Here is a 17,908-nt window from a genome sequence, read left to right on the forward strand (position 1 = left end):
TTAAAATTTATTTTATATTGAGCACAAATGAAAACACCTAAGGGATCCCCTTAGGTGCTGCCTTAATTCATATATCGCAACAAGAAGCATTCGCTCGGCTCAAGTTCAAGCTTGAGCTCCCCGTTTCGTGCACGGAAAATCCGCTTCTTGTTTTCAAGGTGCTGCCATTTCCCTTTTTCCACTTGAAGCGTGACGTGATGCTTTTGACCAAGGCTTCGGTTGTATAAGTAGATGACCCGCTCATCGGTCGCCTTCTCACCAAAGGCATCAAGACCATTCGTTGTCGAGCGTTCGAATCCGTACACATCTTCATGAAGCTCATAAGACTTAAATTCACCCGTCCGCATCGACGTATGGGACTGTCTCCACTCCCCGATCTTCTTATACCATTGAAGGAGGTCTTTGTTTTCCCTGCCCCATGGATAGGGTTTCCGGTTATCCGGATCAGCACCTCCGCTTACGCCTGCTTCATCTCCATAATACAGTGACGGGACTCCCGGAAATGCATAGAGCCACAAGCTTAATGCTTTGATTTGGCGAAAGATCTGGTGTCGTTTATCCTCATCTGACCATTCGTCTGGAAGAAACCCTTCCAACATCGTATAAATGCGCTCCACATCGTGACTGGACAGCATATTCATTACAGAATAAAAGTAATGCCTCGGGTAGTGCTCGGCAAGGGTGGTCAGCGTCCGGTGTACGTACCTTGCATCTACTTCACCTCTCATAAAGTCAAGCATGATCCGGCGCAGCGGATAGTTCATGACCGAGTCGAGCACGCCACCCAAAAAGTAATCACGACGGTTACCGTAAGCCGTTTTGTTAGAGGCGTCTTCCCACACTTCACCCAGAAGCACACTTGAAGGATTGACCTTCTTCAACTGCCTGTAAATCTGACTGATGAGATCGTCGGTCAGTTCGTCGGCCACATCCAGTCTCCAATGGTGGATACCCGATTTCTGCCATGTCTTAATGACGCTGTCCTCATTGTGTACGAGGAAGCGCTGGTAATGGTCGTTCTCTTTGTTCAATGTCGGCAGTGTTCCGACACCCCACCAGGCGTCATATTCATCCGGATGGTGATGGAAGGAATACCAAGGATAGTAGGTAGATCCCTTCGATTGATACGCCCCTACAGAATCGTATTCTCCCTCACGATTAAAGTAGATGCTGTTACTTCCCGTGTGACTGAACACACCGTCGAGCATCACTTCGATTTTCTTTTTCTTCGCTTCTTTAATGAGCGTCTCCAAGTCTTCCTTCGTTCCAAGGAGCGGATCAACTTTGTGATAGTCTCCTGTGTCGTAACGGTGGTTACTTTCCGCTTCAAAAATTGGGTTCAAATAAAGGACTGTGACACCAAGTGATGCGATATAATCGAGTTTTTCAGTAATCCCGTTCAAATTCCCACCGAAGAAGTCCCACCGAATCACTTCTCCACGCTCATTCCGGATATAGACCGGATCATTTTCCCAATGAGCATGAATCAAGCTGGTTTTCGGTGCTTTGGACGGATCGACCTCCCCTGAGCTGTAAAAGCGATCCGGGAAGATTTGATACATCGTCGCATGCTTCCACCATCCAGGGGTTTCATAATCCGGATCGTAGACGGTGATCTGCCAGGAAGGAGGTACGTGGTCGTAGACCTTCCCCTCTCCGCTCTCCAAGATGTTTTCTCTTCCGTAATAAAGCGAATGGTCCGGGCAGACGACTTCAAAGTAATACCAAACAAGCTGAGGATCTGTCGGCATATGAAGCGTCGCCTCAAAGGAATTGTAATGATGCTCTTCGCTGTAAAGATCCATCTCTACCGTTCTTTCTTCATCGGTTCGATCTAAGATGTAGTGTAAAATGACGTGCTGAACGTCGAAATGAGTGTGGATATCAATCGTCAAGGAAACAGAGGAACCCTTCGGTGCAGCACCGAAAGGCTCCCTATACGCTTCCTCAAAGCTGTGGTGGTACATCTCTTTTTGTCTCACAGGAAAGGCCTCCTAAAACATCACTTTAGCGATTGCACTCGTTCAATCTGCCAGATATCACGGGCGTATTCCTGAATGGTCCGGTCACTCGAGAAGGCACCGGAATGAGCGATGTTCACTAAGCTCTTCGCATTCCATAGGCGTTTACGCTGGTAATCCTGACTGACTTTCTTTTGAATATGAACATAATCAGCAAAGTCTTTTAATACAAAGTATTCATCATTATGATGGATGAGTGCGTCATAAAGCTCCTGGAAATCCGTCTCTCCTTTCGAGAACGGACTGTAGTGCACGAGCTGGTCAAGAACGTTGCGGATTCGTTCGTCCTGCTCATACACCTCTCGTGACGAGTAGCCGCCACTACGGTAATACTCCAACACTTCATCAGAGCTTAATCCAAAGGTGTAGATGTTCTCATCACCAACGAAATCGTGAATTTCCACGTTGGCTCCGTCCATCGTACCAACTGTCAGGGCCCCGTTCATCATGAACTTCATGTTCCCGGTTCCGGAAGCTTCTTTACTTGCTGTGGAGATTTGCTCACTGACGTTGGCTGCAGGAATGATTTTCTCTGCCAATGATACAGAATAGTTCGGAAGGAACACGACTTTGATATACGGGTTCACATCCGCGTCGTTGTTGACGACATGTGCAATTCGATTGATCAACTGAATCACTTTCTTAGCAAAATGGTAGCCTGAGGCTGCTTTAGCTCCGAAGAAAAATGTGCGTGGGACGATTTCAAGCGTCGGGTCTGCTTTTAACTCATTGTATAAGTGCATAATATGAAGGGCATTCATCAATTGACGCTTGTAGCCATGCAGTCGCTTAATCTGGACGTCAAAAATAGATTCGGGGTCGACTGTAATTCCCTGTGTTTCACTTACCCAGTTTGCAAAGGAGCGTTTGTTCTCTTGCTTGATGTCGTGCAATTGATCAAGAAAAGCAAGGTCGTCTTTCTTATTCAGCAGGTTCTTCAACTGTTTCGGGTCTTTCTTCCAGTCCTCCCCAATCGCTTCATTTATGGCATTGGTTAAGGATGGATTTGCGTGCATCAACCAGCGGCGGTGCGTAATCCCATTCGTTTTATTATTGAAGCGTTCCGGAAACGTATCGTAGAACCGTTTCATTTCGCGTTTCTTCAAAATTTCTGTGTGCAGCTTGGCTACGCCGTTCACGCTGTGGCTTCCTACAATGGCAAGGTGAGCCATCTTCACTTGACCGTCTGCTACAATCGCGAGGTCCGCAATCCGGTCGAACTCGCCTGGATACGTCTTCCACAATATCTGACAGAAGCGTTCATTGATCTCATCGATGATCATGAAGACACGCGGCAGTAAGTTGCGTACCATATCAACCGGCCATGACTCCAGTGCCTCACTCAAGGTCGTATGGTTCGTATAAGATACCGCTGATTGCGTCAGATCCCACGCTTCTTCCCATCCTAGTCCCTTATCATCCATCAACACCCTCATCAGTTCAGGTATGACAAGCGCCGGGTGCGTATCGTTAATGTGAATCGCCACTTTTTCAGCGAACGAGGACCAAGGAAGATTCAGCGCTTCAAAGTTGCGTATGACCGACTGGACGCCAGCTGATACGAGGAAGTATTCCTGCTTCAACCGCAGTCTTTTCCCATCGTCTGTCGAGTCATCCGGGTATAAAAACTCCGAAATAGCTTCAAGTGAGCGTTTATGGTCTAAAAAATGACCGAAATGACTTTCGATCTCTGCTTTAGCTAACGTATCTTCTACCGTTGGCTCAGCAGACCATAGACGCAGCGTGTTCACCGTCTCGTTGTTGTAGCCTACGACTGGCACGTCATACGGCACCGCGCGGATCTGTTCATATCCGGTTTGTTCAAAGTGAAGGTCACCGTCATCATTTTCCACGGCGTTCACATGACCGCCAAACCGGACCTCAAGCGCTTCTTCAGGACGTCGTACTTCCCAAAGGAATTGTTGACTCAACCAATCATCCGGCAGCTCGACCTGCTTCCCGTCAATGATCTGCTGGTCGAACATCCCGTATTTATATCTCATTCCATAGCCATGCCCAGCCAATTCTAAAGAAGCCAGCGAGTCTAAGAAACAAGCCGCCAACCTTCCGAGTCCACCATTTCCAAGACCCGCATCTTTCTCTTTCTCTTCAAGTTCAGGTAGAGAGAGACCCAGTTCCTTCAATCCATCATCAACAAGAGACAACATCTGTAAATTCAATAGATTGTTACCTAGCAGGCGGCCCATAAGGAATTCCATAGAGAAATAATAGACTTGTTTCGTCTGACTCTCTCTGTATTCCTGCTTGGTCTTCACCCACTCTTCGTTAACCTTGTCCTGCACAAGTGAGCCGAGTGTGCGGTAAGCATCGTACTCTGTTGCAGACTCTACTGTTTTTCCGAACTGTGTTTCGAGCTTTTTCCTGAACGCTTCCTGAAACTCCTTCTTGTCACTGAACATCACCATGTGATTTCCTCCCATTGTCTCCCCTACTCAAGCATGGTTCGGTAAAGATCCAAATACTGACTAGCGGATTTCTTCCAAGTGAACTTACTCTTGCAAATGTTCTTCGTCAGTTTTTGCCAAGATGCAGGTTCATGATAGAGTGCAATGGCCCGGCGGATCGTGTAGAGCATGTCATGAGCGTTGTAATGGGTAAACGTAAATCCATTTCCCTCTCCCGTGTCTTCATCATACGACTCGACGGTGTCTTTCAGTCCACCCGTTTCCCTGACAATCGGAGCTGTCATGTAGCGCAGTGCAATCAACTGTCCGATTCCACACGGTTCAAAGCGTGACGGCATCAGGAACAAATCGCTGGCTGCATAAATCTGCCTTGAGAAAGGTTCCGAGAATCGAATATTCGTGGACATCTTGTCGGGATGGCGGTCCTGGACCCACTGCAGCATCTGTTCGTATTGGTATTCTCCAGTACCGAGCACAACCATTTGTACATCATCATGATACAAAAGCTCATCGATAACACGCCCGATCAGGTCGAAGCCTTTCTGTTCCACCAGCCTGGAAACGATGCCAATCATCGGGACATCCTTCCGTACCGGTAAACCGAGCTGTTCTTGAAGCCACATCTTGTTTTGAGCCTTCTTGATCAAAGAGCTGCGATAAGGAAAAGCGAGAGCCTCATCTTTCATAGGATTATAGTTTTGGTCGTCGATGCCATTGACGATTCCTACGAGCTCATTCGACCTTTTTCGAAGGACTCCGTCTAGATTTTCCCCATAATAAGGCGTTTGAATCTCTTCTGCGTAAGTTTCACTCACTGTTGTAATGAAATCCGCATAATTCAAAGCCCCTTTCATGAAGTTGATGTTGCCAAAGAATTCAAATGCGTCATCTCTCATCATACCCTCATCGAAGTCCATCAAATCGTGTAAAACCGACTGTGCATAAATCCCTTGGTACTTTAAATTATGGATCGTAAAGACGGTTTTCATACCTTGAAACTTCTCTACATCCTTGTAATGGGTATGTAAGAAAACCGGAAGCAAACCCGTCTGCCAGTCGTGACAATGCAGAACGTCAGGTGTCCAGTCCCAAGATACCATCAGCTCCATGACCGCGCGGTTGAAAAAGACAAAGCGTTCGGCTTCATCATCATACCCGTATAAATTCGATCGTTTGAAATAATATTCATTATCAATAAAATAGACAGGAATTCCTTCATACTCTATATATTCAATTCCAACATATTGGTTACGCCAGCCCATCGGCGCCTCAAGTTCCTGTACATGCCCCAGCTGCATTTTCCATTTGTCATCCATCATTTCATATTTCGGAAGGATGACCCGGACATCGGCTCCTTGAGTCTTCAGCGCTTGAGGGAGCGTTCCCAACACGTCCGCAAGCCCTCCAGTTTTGATAAACGGGGTACACTCTGAACCAACCATCAACACTTTCATTCTATTCAGACACTCCTTATTTTTTGTTATGATAAGAGGGCTGTCTGAATGATTGTTCGGACAGCCCCCGCTTTTATTTACATCGATTTTCTTTTGGGTACGACAAAAGGCTTCTCTGGTGCACCGATTAAGGTGCGCCCTTCTGAAATCTTGCAATCTTTGTCCAGGATGACGTTCTCCAAAACAGCGTTCGGCTCGATTTCACAGCGCTGCATGATGATCGAATTCTTCACGACCGCTCCCTCACCGATTTTGACCCCACGGAAGAGGATGCTGTCTTCTACATGTCCTTCAATGACGCAGCCATTGGCAACAAGCGTGTTCATCACGTCTGAAGATGGTAAATACTTAGAAGGCGCCTCGTTCTTCACTTTTGTGAAAACTGGAGCATCATCCGAGAATAGACCATCGTGTTCATCGGCTTCAAGAAGCTTACTGCTGTTGCGGTAATAGCTTTCAACCGAGTTGATGAGCGCGTGAGTCCCTTTATATTCATAAGCATGCACGTGAAGTTCTGACAGCCTCGACTTGATGCCATCAAGGAAGAAGTGGCTGCTTCCGTGTGCGATACACTGCTGAATAAGGTCGATCATCAATTCTTTCTTAATTAAATACATATCCATATAGACATTGATGCTGCTGTGATCATTATGAATACCTGTCACACGGCTGTTCTGATCAATTTCAAGCTTGTGGGCCCGCTGGTATTCCGGGTAAAGCTCATCTGCACGGTTGTAGATCACCGTGACATCTGCATTCACCTTCTTGTGCTCTTTCAAAACATCCTGGAAGTTGATGTTGCAAATGTTCTGTGAACCTGTGACTAAAATATAGTCAGCCCATGCACGGTGCAGGAAGTCGATATTGTTATGGAAGTGCTGCAAATCCCCTTTGGAAATATCCGTCGGGTCATTCCAGTCAGGAGGAAGAATGAACAATCCTCCACGCTTCCTATCTAAATCCCACGCCTTTCCCTGCTCGAGGTGGTCCATCAGAGAGCGATATTTACGTCTCGCAAATACAGCAACCGATTCGATTCTCGAGTTCGTCATATTTGATACGGTGAAGTCGATCATCCGGTACCGTCCACCGAACGGAACGGCCGCTCCACACCGAAAATAAGTTAATTCATCTAACAAGTCCTGTTCATGATCCAAGTTGATAATTCCGGCAATACGATCCATAATATCCTCCTTTTAGCTATTAACGTAGCTTGACGCTAGTACGCTGCCTTGTTCGGCTACTAATGTGATTTCACTACCCGGCGTCGGATCTCCGATCACCGCTCCGTCTTCAATGACGGTTCCTTTCGAGATGATCGCGCGGTTGATCGTCACGTTCTTCCCAATCTTCACTTCCGGCATGATGACGGAATCTTTTACGACCGACGATGCATTCACATGGACACCATAGAAAATGATCGACGTGTCGATTGTGCCGTGAATGCGGCAGCCTTCATTGATCAAAGCATTTTTCACTCTGGCTGTCGGCGCAATATATTGTGGAGGCTGGTTTGGATTCTTCGAGTAAATCCTCCAGCTCTGGTCATTCAAGTTCAAATCAGAGTCTTTCTTCAATAAATCCATGTTCGCTTCCCATAAGCTTTCAACGGTACCAACATCTTTCCAATAGCCGTCAAAACGGTAAGCCATCAGGTTTTTTTCATCATTTAGTAACGCAGGAATGATATCCTTACCAAAGTCGTGTGAGGATTGCTCCTTCTCTGCATCATCCATCAAATACTGTTTCAAAACGTCCCACTTGAAAATATAAACGCCCATTGAGGCAAGGTTGCTCTTCGGAAATTCAGGCTTCTCATCGAATTCATCGATTCGTCCCTCTTCATCCGTGTTCATGATGCCGAAACGATTCGCCTCTTCCCATGGCACTTCGATAACTGAAATGGTCGCATCCGCATTAGTCAGCTTATGATGCTCCAGCATTTCGCCATAGTCCATTTTGTAAATGTGATCCCCTGAAAGAATTAGGACATGTTCAGGTTCATATTGATTCAAAAATTGGATGTTCCGATAAATCGCGTTGGCGGTCCCTGTGTACCAGCCTCCGCCCTCTGACTGCATGAAAGGAGGCAGTACGGATACTCCACCATAGTTTCGGTCCAGGTCCCAAGGTGAACCGATTCCGATATAATCATTCAAAATGAGTGGTTCATACTGTGTCAGTACGCCCACAGTGTCAATGCCTGAGTTCGTACAGTTACTAAGTGGAAAGTCGATAATACGGTATTTCCCCCCAAAGTAAACGGCAGGCTTCGCAATCCGCTTCGTTAACGATTTAAGCCTTGTTCCTTGACCTCCTGCTAAAAGCATAGCGACACATTCTTTGTTCTTCATGATCTTTCCTCCTTGTTTGCTGAAGTTCGTTTCAAGAAGCTCACACCGAGCGGGGGAATTGTCATGGTTATATGCTGATCCTGGCCCTGCCAAGGTTCAGCGACCGCGTCTAAAGCAACACCATTAATCTGTCCAGAACCACCGAAGTGTTCCGCATCACTCGAGAAAACTTCATTATATGAGCCTTGTTGCGGTACTCCCACTTTATAGTTGTGATAAACTTCGGGAGTGAAATTACATACAATCACAAGCTGGTCTTGGCTTGTACGTCCATTTCGGACAAATGAAATGACACTTTGTTCATAGTTATGAGGGTCGATCCAAGAGAATCCTTCTTCTTTATGATCCAATTCCCACAGTGCCGGCATTTCACGATATAGAAGATGAAGCTGTTCCATGTAACGCTTGGCAGCCGCATGGGAATCATAATCCAGCAGTTCCCAGTCAAGATCCTCTAAATCTTTCCATTCATCAAATTGTCCGAATTCACCTCCCATGAAGAGTAGTTTTTTACCAGGATGGGCATACATGTAAGCAAGAAAGGCTCGTAAGTTCGCAAACTTCTGCCAATAATCACCCGGCATTTTATTTAATAACGACTTCTTACCATGAACGACTTCATCGTGAGAAATCGGCAGTACAAAGTTTTCTGAGAAAGCATACATCAGGGAGAACGTAATCAAGTTGTGATGATACTTTCTGTGGATGGGATCGGTCTCCATGTACTTGAGCATGTCGTTCATCCATCCCATGTTCCATTTATAGTTAAAGCCAAGACCACCGATATAAGTCGGTGCGCTGACCATCGGCCACGAAGTTGATTCTTCAGCCATCATGAGTACATTCGGTACCTCTTCAAAAATCGCTTCATTCATTTTCTTAATGAACGAGACGGCTTCAAGGTTCTCTCGCCCGCCGTATTCGTTCAGCTCCCACTCCCCGTCTTCTTTACCGAAGTCGAGGTAAAGCATACTGGCGACCGCATCGACCCGGAGCCCGTCCAGGTGATATTCTTTCAACCAGTAGATGGCGTTCGAGATCAGGAAGCTCTGCACTTCGTTACGGGCAAAGTCGAATGTGAGCGTCCCCCACTGGGTCTTCTCCGCTTTGCTCGGGTTTGCGTATTCATAGAGAGCTTCTCCATCGAACCTTCTCAGGCCGTGTTCATCTTTACAAAAATGACCCGGCACCCAGTCCAGAATGACGCCGATTCCGTTTTGGTGACATTGATCGACGAAGTATTTGAAGTCATCCGGTGTCCCGTAGCGGGATGTGACAGCAAAGTATCCTGTGATCTGATATCCCCAAGAGCGATCGAATGGGTGCTCCATAATCGGCAGCAGCTCAATATGGGTATATCCAAGCTCCTTCACATAAGGAATCACCATATCAGCATATTCACGGAAATTATAGAAGACTTCGGGTTCGATATACTTCCAGGAACCTAAATGGAGTTCGTAAATGGATATGGGGGATTCGTAGAGATTCCTCGACTGCCTGTCCTTGATCCACTCTTCATCATTCCAGTCATAATCATCCAGTGGATAGACTTTAGAAGCTGTATCGGGGCGTAGCTCGCTTGAGAAAGCATAAGGGTCCGCTTTCAATCTCAAATGACCATGAGGGGTCAGAATTTCGTATTTATAAATCGTTCCTTTTTCAATAGAGGGAATGAAGGTAAACCAAAGCCCTTCATCGTTGATCCGCCTCATTGGGTGCTCACGACCATCCCAGTTATTGAATGGTCCCACAACGCTTACCTTCTCTGCATTCGGGGCCCATACACCAAACCTGATGCCTTCTTGTCCATTTTGATTATCACGATGGGCTCCTAACAGTTCATGACTGTATCTGAGATTCCCTTCATGAAATAAAAAAATATCCTGCTCTAAAGCTGTATCATTCATCGTGCCACCACTCCTCTCAACGACTGACTCGAATTACTTGACATACTTTAATCATAAATTCTCGAATAACCTTTTACAATTAAATTTTTGAAAAAATTCTGAAAAGTTTTGTCGATTTGTGTTCTTTTTCACTCGCATGTAAAAAAACACCTTTAGTAAGCGTTTGCAATAGTCTGTATTCCACAATTTTACAAGTGAAAACCTTCACAGCACAGATTGTTTCACCGAAAAGATTTAGTGGTATAACGTTAAAAATGAATCAAAGAGGTGAGCCTTGTGTCATTAACCGGAATCAGTCTATTCATCATTGCCGTTTCCTTCGCATTCATTGCCATTTTTGTCATCAAGACATTAAAAGCGGCTTCAGGCACGATGACCAGCGTCTCCCAAACGCTTGAAAAAGTAGAAGGGCAGATGCAGGGAATTACAAGTGAATCAGAAAGTCTTTTGAAAAAGACGAATCGAATTGCAGAAGACGTAGAAAACAAAACGCAGACGTTGAATGGCTTCGTAGAGTCCATCAACAACGTAGGATCGACGGTCGGATCCGTCAATACGTCTCTTCAAGGCATGGCTGAAAGTGTTGCACATGCTTCCAACCAGAAAGACGAACGGGTTGTAAAAGCGATGAAATGGGGCGATGCTGCAATCGAGCTCTATTTAAAGTGGAAAACAAAGAAAGACCAGACGGGAAGGAAGGGATGATAAGATGGATTGGTTAGGAATCGGCGTATTCATTATAGGCATTGCCTTTGCAGTCGTATCGATCTTCTTGATGAAAGCATTGAACAACCTGGCAGAGGTATTGAAAGGCGTTACCAAAACCGTAAACCAACTACCTGAGCAGTTGGATTCTGTTATGAGCGAGACTTCCAATGTCCTCCATAACAGCAACGATACATTAGCTGATATCAATGAGAAGGTACGCGCGCTCAGCCCGCTGTTTTATATCGTAGGTGATATCGGAGAATCCTCACGCAAACTTACATCCTCTCTCGTAGATATGACCTCCTCTATGAAAGAAAGCACTCATGAAGGGGAGAAACGCGTCCACGAAGAAGGATGGAGAGGGATTTACGGGGCCCTGGCCCTCTCGTATTACTTGATCCAGAAGCGTAATGCCTTAAAAACAGTTCAAATCAAGAGCCAGACGAATGAATAAGAAGGAATGGATCAGCGGTGCCCTTCTCGGCGTCCTGACAGGAGCTGTGCTCCATCGCTACAAGGACAAACCCCAAGCCCTGGCAGACGGGTATCGAAGCAAACGAGCAAAATTGTACACCGAAGGTCAGAAGCAGTATGATATCGTTCAATCATCAAAACTACGCATGGCTGCATCCGCAGAGAAGCATGCAGTCGAAAGGGGAAATAGGAATGAAACAAAAGAACAATAAACTGCCATTAGCCATCTTAGCCGGAGCTGTAATCGGAGGGGCTTTCGTACTGATCCGTAACCCCGAGGAGCGCCGCCGATTGAAAGACCAATCACGCTCAACCAAGGACTCGATCACTACTTACGCGTCAGAAGCCAAAGAAAACCCGACAGAAACAAAGGATGCCGTCGTTTCAAAAGTACGAAGCTTCGTCTCCGCAGCCACTGAAGTCGTCTCGACTCTTCAAAGCGTCTACAACGAACAGGGTCAAGAGATTAAAGAGAAGGCGAAAGAAATTAAAGAAGAATCACAAGAGGTCTTAGATACAGCCAAGGAAGCAGGCGCTGAACTGCAGGAAGCTGGAGAGAAGGCACAGGAAGAGCTGTCCGATTCCACGGATGAAGAACAAGTAGCAGCCCCACCTGCTGAAGGAAAAGTCACAGACCTGACAACCCAGAGACATTAATAAGAAAGGGCGAAACCACCACGGTTTCGCCCTTTGCGTTTATTTCTTTTTCTGATTACCGAAGTATTCGTCTTTGTTTACATATTCGTTGGGTGGTGCACCGAATTCTTCGTTGTAATTTTTGAACTGTGCTTTACGGCCATTTCTTTTCTCACCATGGTTTTGATTCTCTTTGAACTGATTGTCAGGCTTTTTATCTTTTTTGCTCATTAGTCAATCACCTCAGTCTTAAGATGAGCGAATTAGGCTCATTTTATGTACGACATTTGAGTCGTTGAGGTGGTGGGAAGGAGCCACTTCTGTGCCCCCTATTTCTACATCGCCTTTAGCGTGCTCGCCGAACGATCTCTGCCACGTAAAAAGTGATGAAACAACCACATGACAAGCAGATGGACGTGGGCCTGGGTGAAACGATAAATGGTCCACGGAAGAGCAGGCACATATTCGTGAATGGCTGCAATCGCCTGTGATTGACCTGGGATTTTACGGAATTCGAACCTTCCTCTTACATTCTGTCTCTGATCCGTCAACCACCCGCCGGTAATATAATAAAGCGCACGATCCGGCGTGCTGCGTTCCTTTGAATAAGTCAACTCAAGGAGTGGTTTTTTCATAAAAACAAATCCGATCTGGCAGCACCATTGATCGTCGACCTTTGTTCGGATCCACGGGTTCAATACCCTCTCAAGCCACATGACATACTCCTGCGCCACATCTTCTGTCTGCCAGCCCTGCGGAATCGGCATGCGCTGTACAGACCGGACGTCATTCGGTTTCGGTCTTTTCAACTGGCGTTCTGTCCTATACACGCCTCCTTCATTGATCGCCTTTTCAGCTGCCTGCTTGAACGGGATCGTTCCTCTATAGGAGGGCGCACTCTTCCGAACAATCATGGAGTGTGGCAGGCTCTCAACCAAAGGATAGACGAGCTGCCTCGGTGCACCTGTCATCAGTCGGACGATCGCTTTGACAAAAGGCATCGGGACAAATCGCACAGAATGAATCTTGAGACGACGCCCCATCACGTCTGATAACTGTTCCGCCATTTCTTTGTAAGTCAGAGCTTCAGGTCCTCCCACATCAAAGGTTTCGCCAGCATCCTCCTCTTTGTGAATCGTTTGGTCCAATGCCTTCAGTACATCACTTAATGCAACAGGCTGTGTCTTCCTCTTCATCCACTTCGGAAGACAGAGTAAGGGAATACGCTGTATGAGTTTGGCCATCACGGGAAAAGATGAACCTTGTGGACCGACAATGAGCCCTGACCTGAGCGTCGTGACCGGAACACCGTAAGCCCCGAGGATCTGCTCGACTTCAAGTCGACTCCTGAGGTGCCGGGAAAGGTTGGCACGTCCTTCAGGCATGATGCCACTCAAGTAAATGATCCGCTTCACTCCCTGCTTTTTCGCCGCCTGTGCGAAGTTATCCGCCAAGATGACGTCCATATCTTCAAAGGATCCCTGGGTCAACTTCGCAGACGGAATCATCGAGTGAACGAGATACACCGCAATATCGGCCCCTTCAAGGGCGCGTTCGGCATCAGCCATCGAAAATAAATCACAAGGCCGCCACTGTATATGGTCTCGACTCTCATGTTTGTGCCCATTTCGTGATAACGCAATGACGTCTGCATGGCTCTCCAATTTCTTCAGAAGATGACTTCCTATATATCCACTGGCACCTGTCAATGCCACTACGGGTCTCTTGGTCACGTACCTTCACTCCTTTTTTCTTCCACATTCCTCTTTCTCCACTCATTCAAACAGAAGCATCTTCTTTGACAAGGGACGATCCTTCTTATAAATTGGGGAACGGTATTCCTACTATTTTCATCAGAATTACGGACATTTTATTAAAGGAGGCATACATCTTATGAAGCGAATTTTTCAAGCTTATTTAAATACATCCCTCATTAAGAAAATCACGGCAGCTCTTGTGCTCGGGCTTATTGTCGGTTTCCTCGCTGGAGAGCAGTCTACCGTACTTGCTCCGCTTGGGGACCTGCTGATGCGGCTGCTGAAGTTCATCATACTGCCGTTGATCCTGTTCACCCTGATTGTCGGGATTAACCAGACCGGAATTTCGAACCTCGGAAGAATGGGAGGCAAGGTATTTCTTTATTACGTCGGGACATCCGCTCTTGCGATCTTGGTCGGGGTTACGATTGCAAGCCTGTTCAATCCAGGTATGGGGCTGTCTCTTACAGGTAATGAGAGCGTCGACGTTCCAGAGAACCCTGGCGTAACCAGCGTCCTGCTCAATATTGTACCGGATAACATCGTGACGGCCTTCACGGAAATGAACCTCCTCGGAATCATTTTCACAGCGATTGTGTTCGGGGTCGCGATTTCTTATTTACGCTCGACCAATGCGTATCAGAAACAAGCCAACAGCTTGTACCGTGTCATCGAAGGACTGAATGAAGCAACACTAACGGTCATGAAGGGCATTCTCCAATATGTACCGGTCGGTATCTTTGCCATCATTGCAGAGATCGTCGGGACTCGTGGTGCTGATGTGCTCTCTGAATTAGGCTACTTCATCGGCGTCTTGTACATCGCCCTTCTAGTACAGTTCGCCTTCTACATGGTCCTGTTGTTCATCACGAAAAATAAACCCACTGCCTTTATGCGCGAGGCCCGCACGCCGCTCGTTACGGCATTTGCTACTCAGAGCAGCTCGGGAACATTACCCGTCACGCTCAATGCGGCGAAAAACCTTGGATTGAACCAGGGCTTATACGGATTCAGCCTTCCTCTTGGTGCGACGATCAACATGGACGGTGCGGCGATTCGTATTGCGGTATCTGCTGTCTTTGCAGCGAACGTCATCAACCAGCCGCTTGATTTTGCCGGCGTACTTCAAATCGTTCTAGTCGGTGTACTCGCTTCGATCGGGACGGCCGGTGTGCCAGGTGCCGGCATCATTATGATTGCGACGGTCTTCTCTCAAGTCGGACTGCCGATGGAAGCCGTAGCACTCCTAACTGCCGTAGACGTCTTCGTCGGTATGGGGGCAACAGCCTTGAACGTCACCGGCGACCTTGTCGGAACGAAAATCATTAACAAAACAGAAAAAAAACAAACCGCTTAATACAGAACGGCTGGTATCCAACTGGATTCCAGCCGTTTTTTCTGTAAGCAAATCATTCAACGCTTCCTAGCCTTTATGTTAAACTATTTATTTAGTGACCTAAGTAAAAAGAAAGAAGGAATTCATCATGTCAGATCAAACCAACCCACAGGAAATCAACCGGGTTCCTTTAATGATTGTTTTGATTTCGGGGGCGTTTGTCGCCATACTTAACCAAACCCTTTTGGCTACAGCGCTGCCGCACATCATGAGGGACTTGAGCTTAGACGCAAGTACGGCTCAGTGGCTTCAATCTATTTTCATGCTCGTGAACGGAATTATGATTCCGATTACAGCCTTTTTAATCGAGCGTTTCTCGACAAGAGGCTTATTTTTAACAGCTATGGGGCTCTTTGCATTTGGAACACTCGTTTGTGGAATAGCACCCAATTTCCCACTGCTTTTGACAGGTAGGGTCCTTCAGGCATCAGGTGCCGGAATTATTCTGCCATTGATGCAGACCATCTTGTTCCTTGTTTTCCCTATTGAGAAGCGAGGTTCAGCGATGGGAATGTTCGGTCTTGTCATCGCATTTGCGCCAGCGATCGGTCCGACTCTGTCTGGTTACCTTGTCGAGCAGTTCCCTTGGAGAAGTTTATTCTTTGTCGTTCTACCTATTGCTATCATTGATATTATTGTCGCTTATTTCATTTTGAAAAATGTTACGAAACAGACCTTCCCGAAAGTGGATCCAATCTCGATCATACTGTCCTCCTTCGGATTCGGTGGGCTGCTATATGGATTCAGTGTCGCGGGTGAAAGTGGATGGACCAGTGCACCTGTCATGATTTCCATGATTGTAGGTGCCGTTACCCTTACAACCTTCATCCTAAGACAACTGCGTCTTGAAAGACCGATCCTTGAGTTTCGTATCTTCAAGTACAAAATTTTCACGTTGACCACTGCTCTTGGTATGGTCGTATTCATTGCCATGATCGGAGGAGCCGTTGTGCTGCCGATCTTCATGCAGAACATGCTTGGGTTTACCGCCTTTGAATCCGGACTGATGTTACTCCCAGGTGCTGTCCTGATGGGGGTTATGAACCCGATCACAGGTAAGTTATTTGATAAATTCGGGGCGAAATGGCTTGCAGTTATCGGTCTCGCTCTGCTCGTCGTATCCACGTTCATGTTCACGAATTTAACGGTCGCTACAACCTTCACGTACCTGGCTCTCGTCAACTGTGTGCGTATGTTCGGAATTGCGATGGTCATGATGCCTGTAACGACGGCCGGCTTGAACCAATTGCCACCGCACCTTATGCCTCACGGTACGGCTATGAACAATACGATGCGTCAAGTATCTGGTGCAGTCGGAACCGCCCTGCTTGTTTCGGTCATGTCCAGCCAGGCGATTCCTTCAAACGGAGTCTCCGGCTTGATCCACGGGGTGAACGTCTCGTTCATCGTGGCTGGCATCATTGCGGTCATCGGTTTCGTCATGGCGTTCTTCATTAAGAACTCCCATCCAGATCAAGAAGAATATAGCAGTTAATCCTAGAAAAAAGAACTTCCCTTCGTGTGGGAAGTTCTTTTTTGTATATGGATTTCGCTTAAAAAGTATCTCTGTAAATATCCAGTCTGTTTTTACTGAGAATGAACTTGGTCCCTTCATTCAATTGCTCCACTGTTAGATCAGGATTGGGCTTTCCTGGTTCATTTGCATGCATTTCTTCTCTGATTTCGTCCAAATCCTCACGTATCGTTGTTAGTAATTTTTTCTCATCCGCATCCAGCCTGCCGTCCTGATCAAATCGAGCAAGGTCGACATCCACTGTGCCAGATGATTGCAGACCATACAGAATCCCTGCCGCTTCTTCGAAAAGAAAGGATCCATACAGACTCGAATCGATATACGACTTTGCGTTTTCATATATGTACTGGCTTTTCAGTAAATCTCTCTCCAGCTCACGGATCCGATCACCTAACCGATCCTCAGAAATATCCTTACTCAATAAATAGTCCAATTCAAAGATCGCATCATCAACAGAATAATAGAAGCGGTTGAGAAAACTTCTCCAATCAGACCTGTCCTCCTGAACACTTTGAACATATTTGAATGTGAAAAAGCTGAGGCATAAGAACAATAGGATAACGGGGAGGTACACTCTTTTACGTTTCATCATAACCCTCCTTGTTTCAACCATATTGTAGCATTCAGACTGGAGAAACGTCATGGGCATCCACAGTCCCACAACGATTTTTTTATTTCCATTTAAAAGAAGGAGGGCTTCAAAGATATGCCGAATGGTTATAGAGGAGATTCACAATCCTTTTAAATTACAGGAGGTACTTATGGGAAGAGTCGTACATTTTGAAATTCACGTAGATGATATGGATCGTGCCAAGCGTTTTTACAGCGAAGTGTTTGGATGGACGTTCGAAGACTGGACCGAATACGCCGGGATGCCTTATTTTGGTGCAGTAACGGGCAGTGAAGAACACCCTGGAGTAAACGGAGCATTGATGCAGCGCCAAGGTCCTGCCCCAGAGCCTAATCAACCTGTTAACGGCTTTGCCTGTACGATGGGTGTTGGAGATTACGATGCCACAGAGGCGAAAATTCTGGAGAACGGCGGAGAGGTAGCTCTTCCTAAATACGCTCTTCCTGGTATGGCCTGGCAAGGGTATTACAAAGATACAGAAGGCAACCTATTCGGAGTCCATCAGCCGGATGAACAAGCGAAATAAAGCATAAAGAAAAGGCACTCTAGGGGTGCCTTTTCTTTATGCGCCGTCTCCACCGATTGTCCATATGTTATGATTCCGATGATT

General features: G+C 46.5%; 16 protein-coding genes. 7 read left to right on the forward strand and 9 right to left on the reverse strand.

Annotated features, from left to right (window positions below; all coding sequences use genetic code 11):
- Window positions 1–62 precede the first annotated feature (62 nt).
- From LCM20_RS11960 to glgB, 6 genes are all read right to left on the reverse strand, one after another.
- On the reverse strand, window positions 63–1,982 hold the full coding sequence (locus tag LCM20_RS11960; RefSeq protein ID WP_225195691.1) for a glycoside hydrolase family 13 protein: 1,920 nt from the start codon (window positions 1,980–1,982) through the stop codon (window positions 63–65).
- A 20-nt stretch (window positions 1,983–2,002) separates the two neighbouring features.
- A complete protein-coding gene (locus tag LCM20_RS11965; protein WP_225195739.1) occupies window positions 2,003–4,441 on the reverse strand; it encodes a glycogen/starch/alpha-glucan phosphorylase in 2,439 nt (812 codons plus the stop codon).
- Between the two features lie 29 nt (window positions 4,442–4,470).
- Window positions 4,471–5,901 (reverse strand): glycogen synthase GlgA, encoded by a 1,431-nt coding sequence (glgA, locus tag LCM20_RS11970; RefSeq protein WP_225195692.1) that lies wholly within the window; start codon window positions 5,899–5,901, stop codon window positions 4,471–4,473.
- 77 nt (window positions 5,902–5,978) lie between these two features.
- Complete coding sequence (gene glgD, locus LCM20_RS11975) at window positions 5,979–7,085, reverse strand: glucose-1-phosphate adenylyltransferase subunit GlgD (RefSeq protein WP_225195693.1); 1,107 nt, start codon at window positions 7,083–7,085, stop codon at window positions 5,979–5,981.
- 12 nt (window positions 7,086–7,097) lie between these two features.
- Window positions 7,098–8,255: a glucose-1-phosphate adenylyltransferase gene (locus LCM20_RS11980; protein ID WP_263622074.1), complete on the reverse strand. Its 1,158-nt coding sequence runs from the start codon at window positions 8,253–8,255 to the stop codon at window positions 7,098–7,100.
- Window positions 8,252–10,162, reverse strand: a complete 1,911-nt coding sequence (glgB, locus tag LCM20_RS11985; RefSeq protein ID WP_225195694.1) for a 1,4-alpha-glucan branching protein GlgB — start codon at window positions 10,160–10,162, stop codon at window positions 8,252–8,254. Before glgB ends, LCM20_RS11980 begins: the two co-directional genes overlap by 4 nt.
- A gap of 276 nt (window positions 10,163–10,438) precedes the next feature.
- Here glgB and LCM20_RS11990 point away from each other — a divergent pair, with 276 nt between their 5' ends.
- From LCM20_RS11990 to LCM20_RS12005, 4 genes are read left to right on the forward strand one after another with little or no spacing between them, the layout of a single operon-like run.
- On the forward strand, window positions 10,439–10,867 hold the full coding sequence (locus LCM20_RS11990) for a DUF948 domain-containing protein (RefSeq protein ID WP_225195695.1): 429 nt from the start codon (window positions 10,439–10,441) through the stop codon (window positions 10,865–10,867).
- A 4-nt stretch (window positions 10,868–10,871) separates the two neighbouring features.
- A complete protein-coding gene (locus tag LCM20_RS11995; RefSeq protein WP_225195696.1) occupies window positions 10,872–11,324 on the forward strand; it encodes a DUF948 domain-containing protein in 453 nt (150 codons plus the stop codon).
- The gene (locus LCM20_RS12000) at window positions 11,317–11,556 is read left to right on the forward strand and encodes a hypothetical protein (protein WP_225195697.1); all 240 of its coding nucleotides are present in this window, start codon (window positions 11,317–11,319) and stop codon (window positions 11,554–11,556) included. The genes LCM20_RS11995 and LCM20_RS12000 overlap by 8 nt, the downstream gene beginning before the upstream one ends.
- On the forward strand, window positions 11,537–12,001 hold the full coding sequence (locus tag LCM20_RS12005) for a YtxH domain-containing protein (RefSeq protein ID WP_225195698.1): 465 nt from the start codon (window positions 11,537–11,539) through the stop codon (window positions 11,999–12,001). Before LCM20_RS12000 ends, LCM20_RS12005 begins: the two co-directional genes overlap by 20 nt.
- Before the next feature lie 39 nt (window positions 12,002–12,040).
- On the opposite strand, the gene LCM20_RS12010 is transcribed toward LCM20_RS12005, so the two are convergent.
- On the reverse strand, window positions 12,041–12,211 hold the full coding sequence (locus LCM20_RS12010; protein ID WP_225195699.1) for a hypothetical protein: 171 nt from the start codon (window positions 12,209–12,211) through the stop codon (window positions 12,041–12,043).
- Window positions 12,212–12,315: 104 nt separating this feature from the next.
- Window positions 12,316–13,713 (reverse strand): NAD(P)H-binding protein, encoded by a 1,398-nt coding sequence (locus tag LCM20_RS12015; RefSeq protein ID WP_225195700.1) that lies wholly within the window; start codon window positions 13,711–13,713, stop codon window positions 12,316–12,318.
- Window positions 13,714–13,873: 160 nt separating this feature from the next.
- Between LCM20_RS12015 and LCM20_RS12020 the strand changes: the two genes are divergently transcribed.
- Together LCM20_RS12020 and LCM20_RS12025 are read left to right on the forward strand one after the other, a co-directional pair.
- Entirely contained in the window at window positions 13,874–15,094 is a 1,221-nt protein-coding gene (locus tag LCM20_RS12020; RefSeq protein ID WP_225195701.1) for a dicarboxylate/amino acid:cation symporter, read from the forward strand.
- A 127-nt stretch (window positions 15,095–15,221) separates the two neighbouring features.
- Window positions 15,222–16,628: a DHA2 family efflux MFS transporter permease subunit gene (locus tag LCM20_RS12025; RefSeq protein WP_225195702.1), complete on the forward strand. Its 1,407-nt coding sequence runs from the start codon at window positions 15,222–15,224 to the stop codon at window positions 16,626–16,628.
- 58 nt (window positions 16,629–16,686) lie between these two features.
- Here the strand turns inward: LCM20_RS12025 and LCM20_RS12030 are convergent, their stop codons facing one another.
- Window positions 16,687–17,256, reverse strand: coding sequence for a hypothetical protein (locus LCM20_RS12030; RefSeq protein ID WP_225195703.1), 570 nt, complete (start codon window positions 17,254–17,256; stop codon window positions 16,687–16,689).
- Between the two features lie 172 nt (window positions 17,257–17,428).
- On the opposite strand from LCM20_RS12030, the gene LCM20_RS12035 reads away from it, so the two are divergent.
- On the forward strand, window positions 17,429–17,824 hold the full coding sequence (locus LCM20_RS12035) for a VOC family protein (RefSeq protein WP_225195704.1): 396 nt from the start codon (window positions 17,429–17,431) through the stop codon (window positions 17,822–17,824).
- Window positions 17,825–17,908 lie beyond the last annotated feature (84 nt).

The organism is Halobacillus litoralis, from assembly GCF_020171725.1.
GTDB lineage: Bacteria > Bacillota > Bacilli > Bacillales > Halobacillaceae > Halobacillus > Halobacillus litoralis_F.

Excerpts from the sequence above, each read along its gene's own strand:
- glgD (WP_225195693.1), bottom strand. The coding sequence starts at position 7,085 with ATGGATCGTATTGCCGGAATTATCAACTTGGATCATGAACAGGACTTG.
- LCM20_RS12000 (WP_225195697.1), top strand. The coding sequence starts at position 11,317 with ATGAATAAGAAGGAATGGATCAGCGGTGCCCTTCTCGGCGTCCTGACA.
- LCM20_RS11980 (WP_263622074.1), bottom strand. The coding sequence starts at position 8,255 with ATGAAGAACAAAGAATGTGTCGCTATGCTTTTAGCAGGAGGTCAAGGA.
- LCM20_RS12025 (WP_225195702.1), top strand. The coding sequence starts at position 15,222 with ATGTCAGATCAAACCAACCCACAGGAAATCAACCGGGTTCCTTTAATG.
- LCM20_RS11995 (WP_225195696.1), top strand. The coding sequence starts at position 10,872 with ATGGATTGGTTAGGAATCGGCGTATTCATTATAGGCATTGCCTTTGCA.
- LCM20_RS11965 (WP_225195739.1), bottom strand. The coding sequence starts at position 4,441 with ATGTTCAGTGACAAGAAGGAGTTTCAGGAAGCGTTCAGGAAAAAGCTC.
- LCM20_RS12010 (WP_225195699.1), bottom strand. The coding sequence starts at position 12,211 with ATGAGCAAAAAAGATAAAAAGCCTGACAATCAGTTCAAAGAGAATCAA.
- glgA (WP_225195692.1), bottom strand. The coding sequence starts at position 5,901 with ATGAAAGTGTTGATGGTTGGTTCAGAGTGTACCCCGTTTATCAAAACT.
- glgB (WP_225195694.1), bottom strand. The coding sequence starts at position 10,162 with ATGAATGATACAGCTTTAGAGCAGGATATTTTTTTATTTCATGAAGGG.
- LCM20_RS12035 (WP_225195704.1), top strand. The coding sequence starts at position 17,429 with ATGGGAAGAGTCGTACATTTTGAAATTCACGTAGATGATATGGATCGT.
- LCM20_RS12030 (WP_225195703.1), bottom strand. The coding sequence starts at position 17,256 with ATGAAACGTAAAAGAGTGTACCTCCCCGTTATCCTATTGTTCTTATGC.
- LCM20_RS12005 (WP_225195698.1), top strand. The coding sequence starts at position 11,537 with ATGAAACAAAAGAACAATAAACTGCCATTAGCCATCTTAGCCGGAGCT.
- LCM20_RS12020 (WP_225195701.1), top strand. The coding sequence starts at position 13,874 with ATGAAGCGAATTTTTCAAGCTTATTTAAATACATCCCTCATTAAGAAA.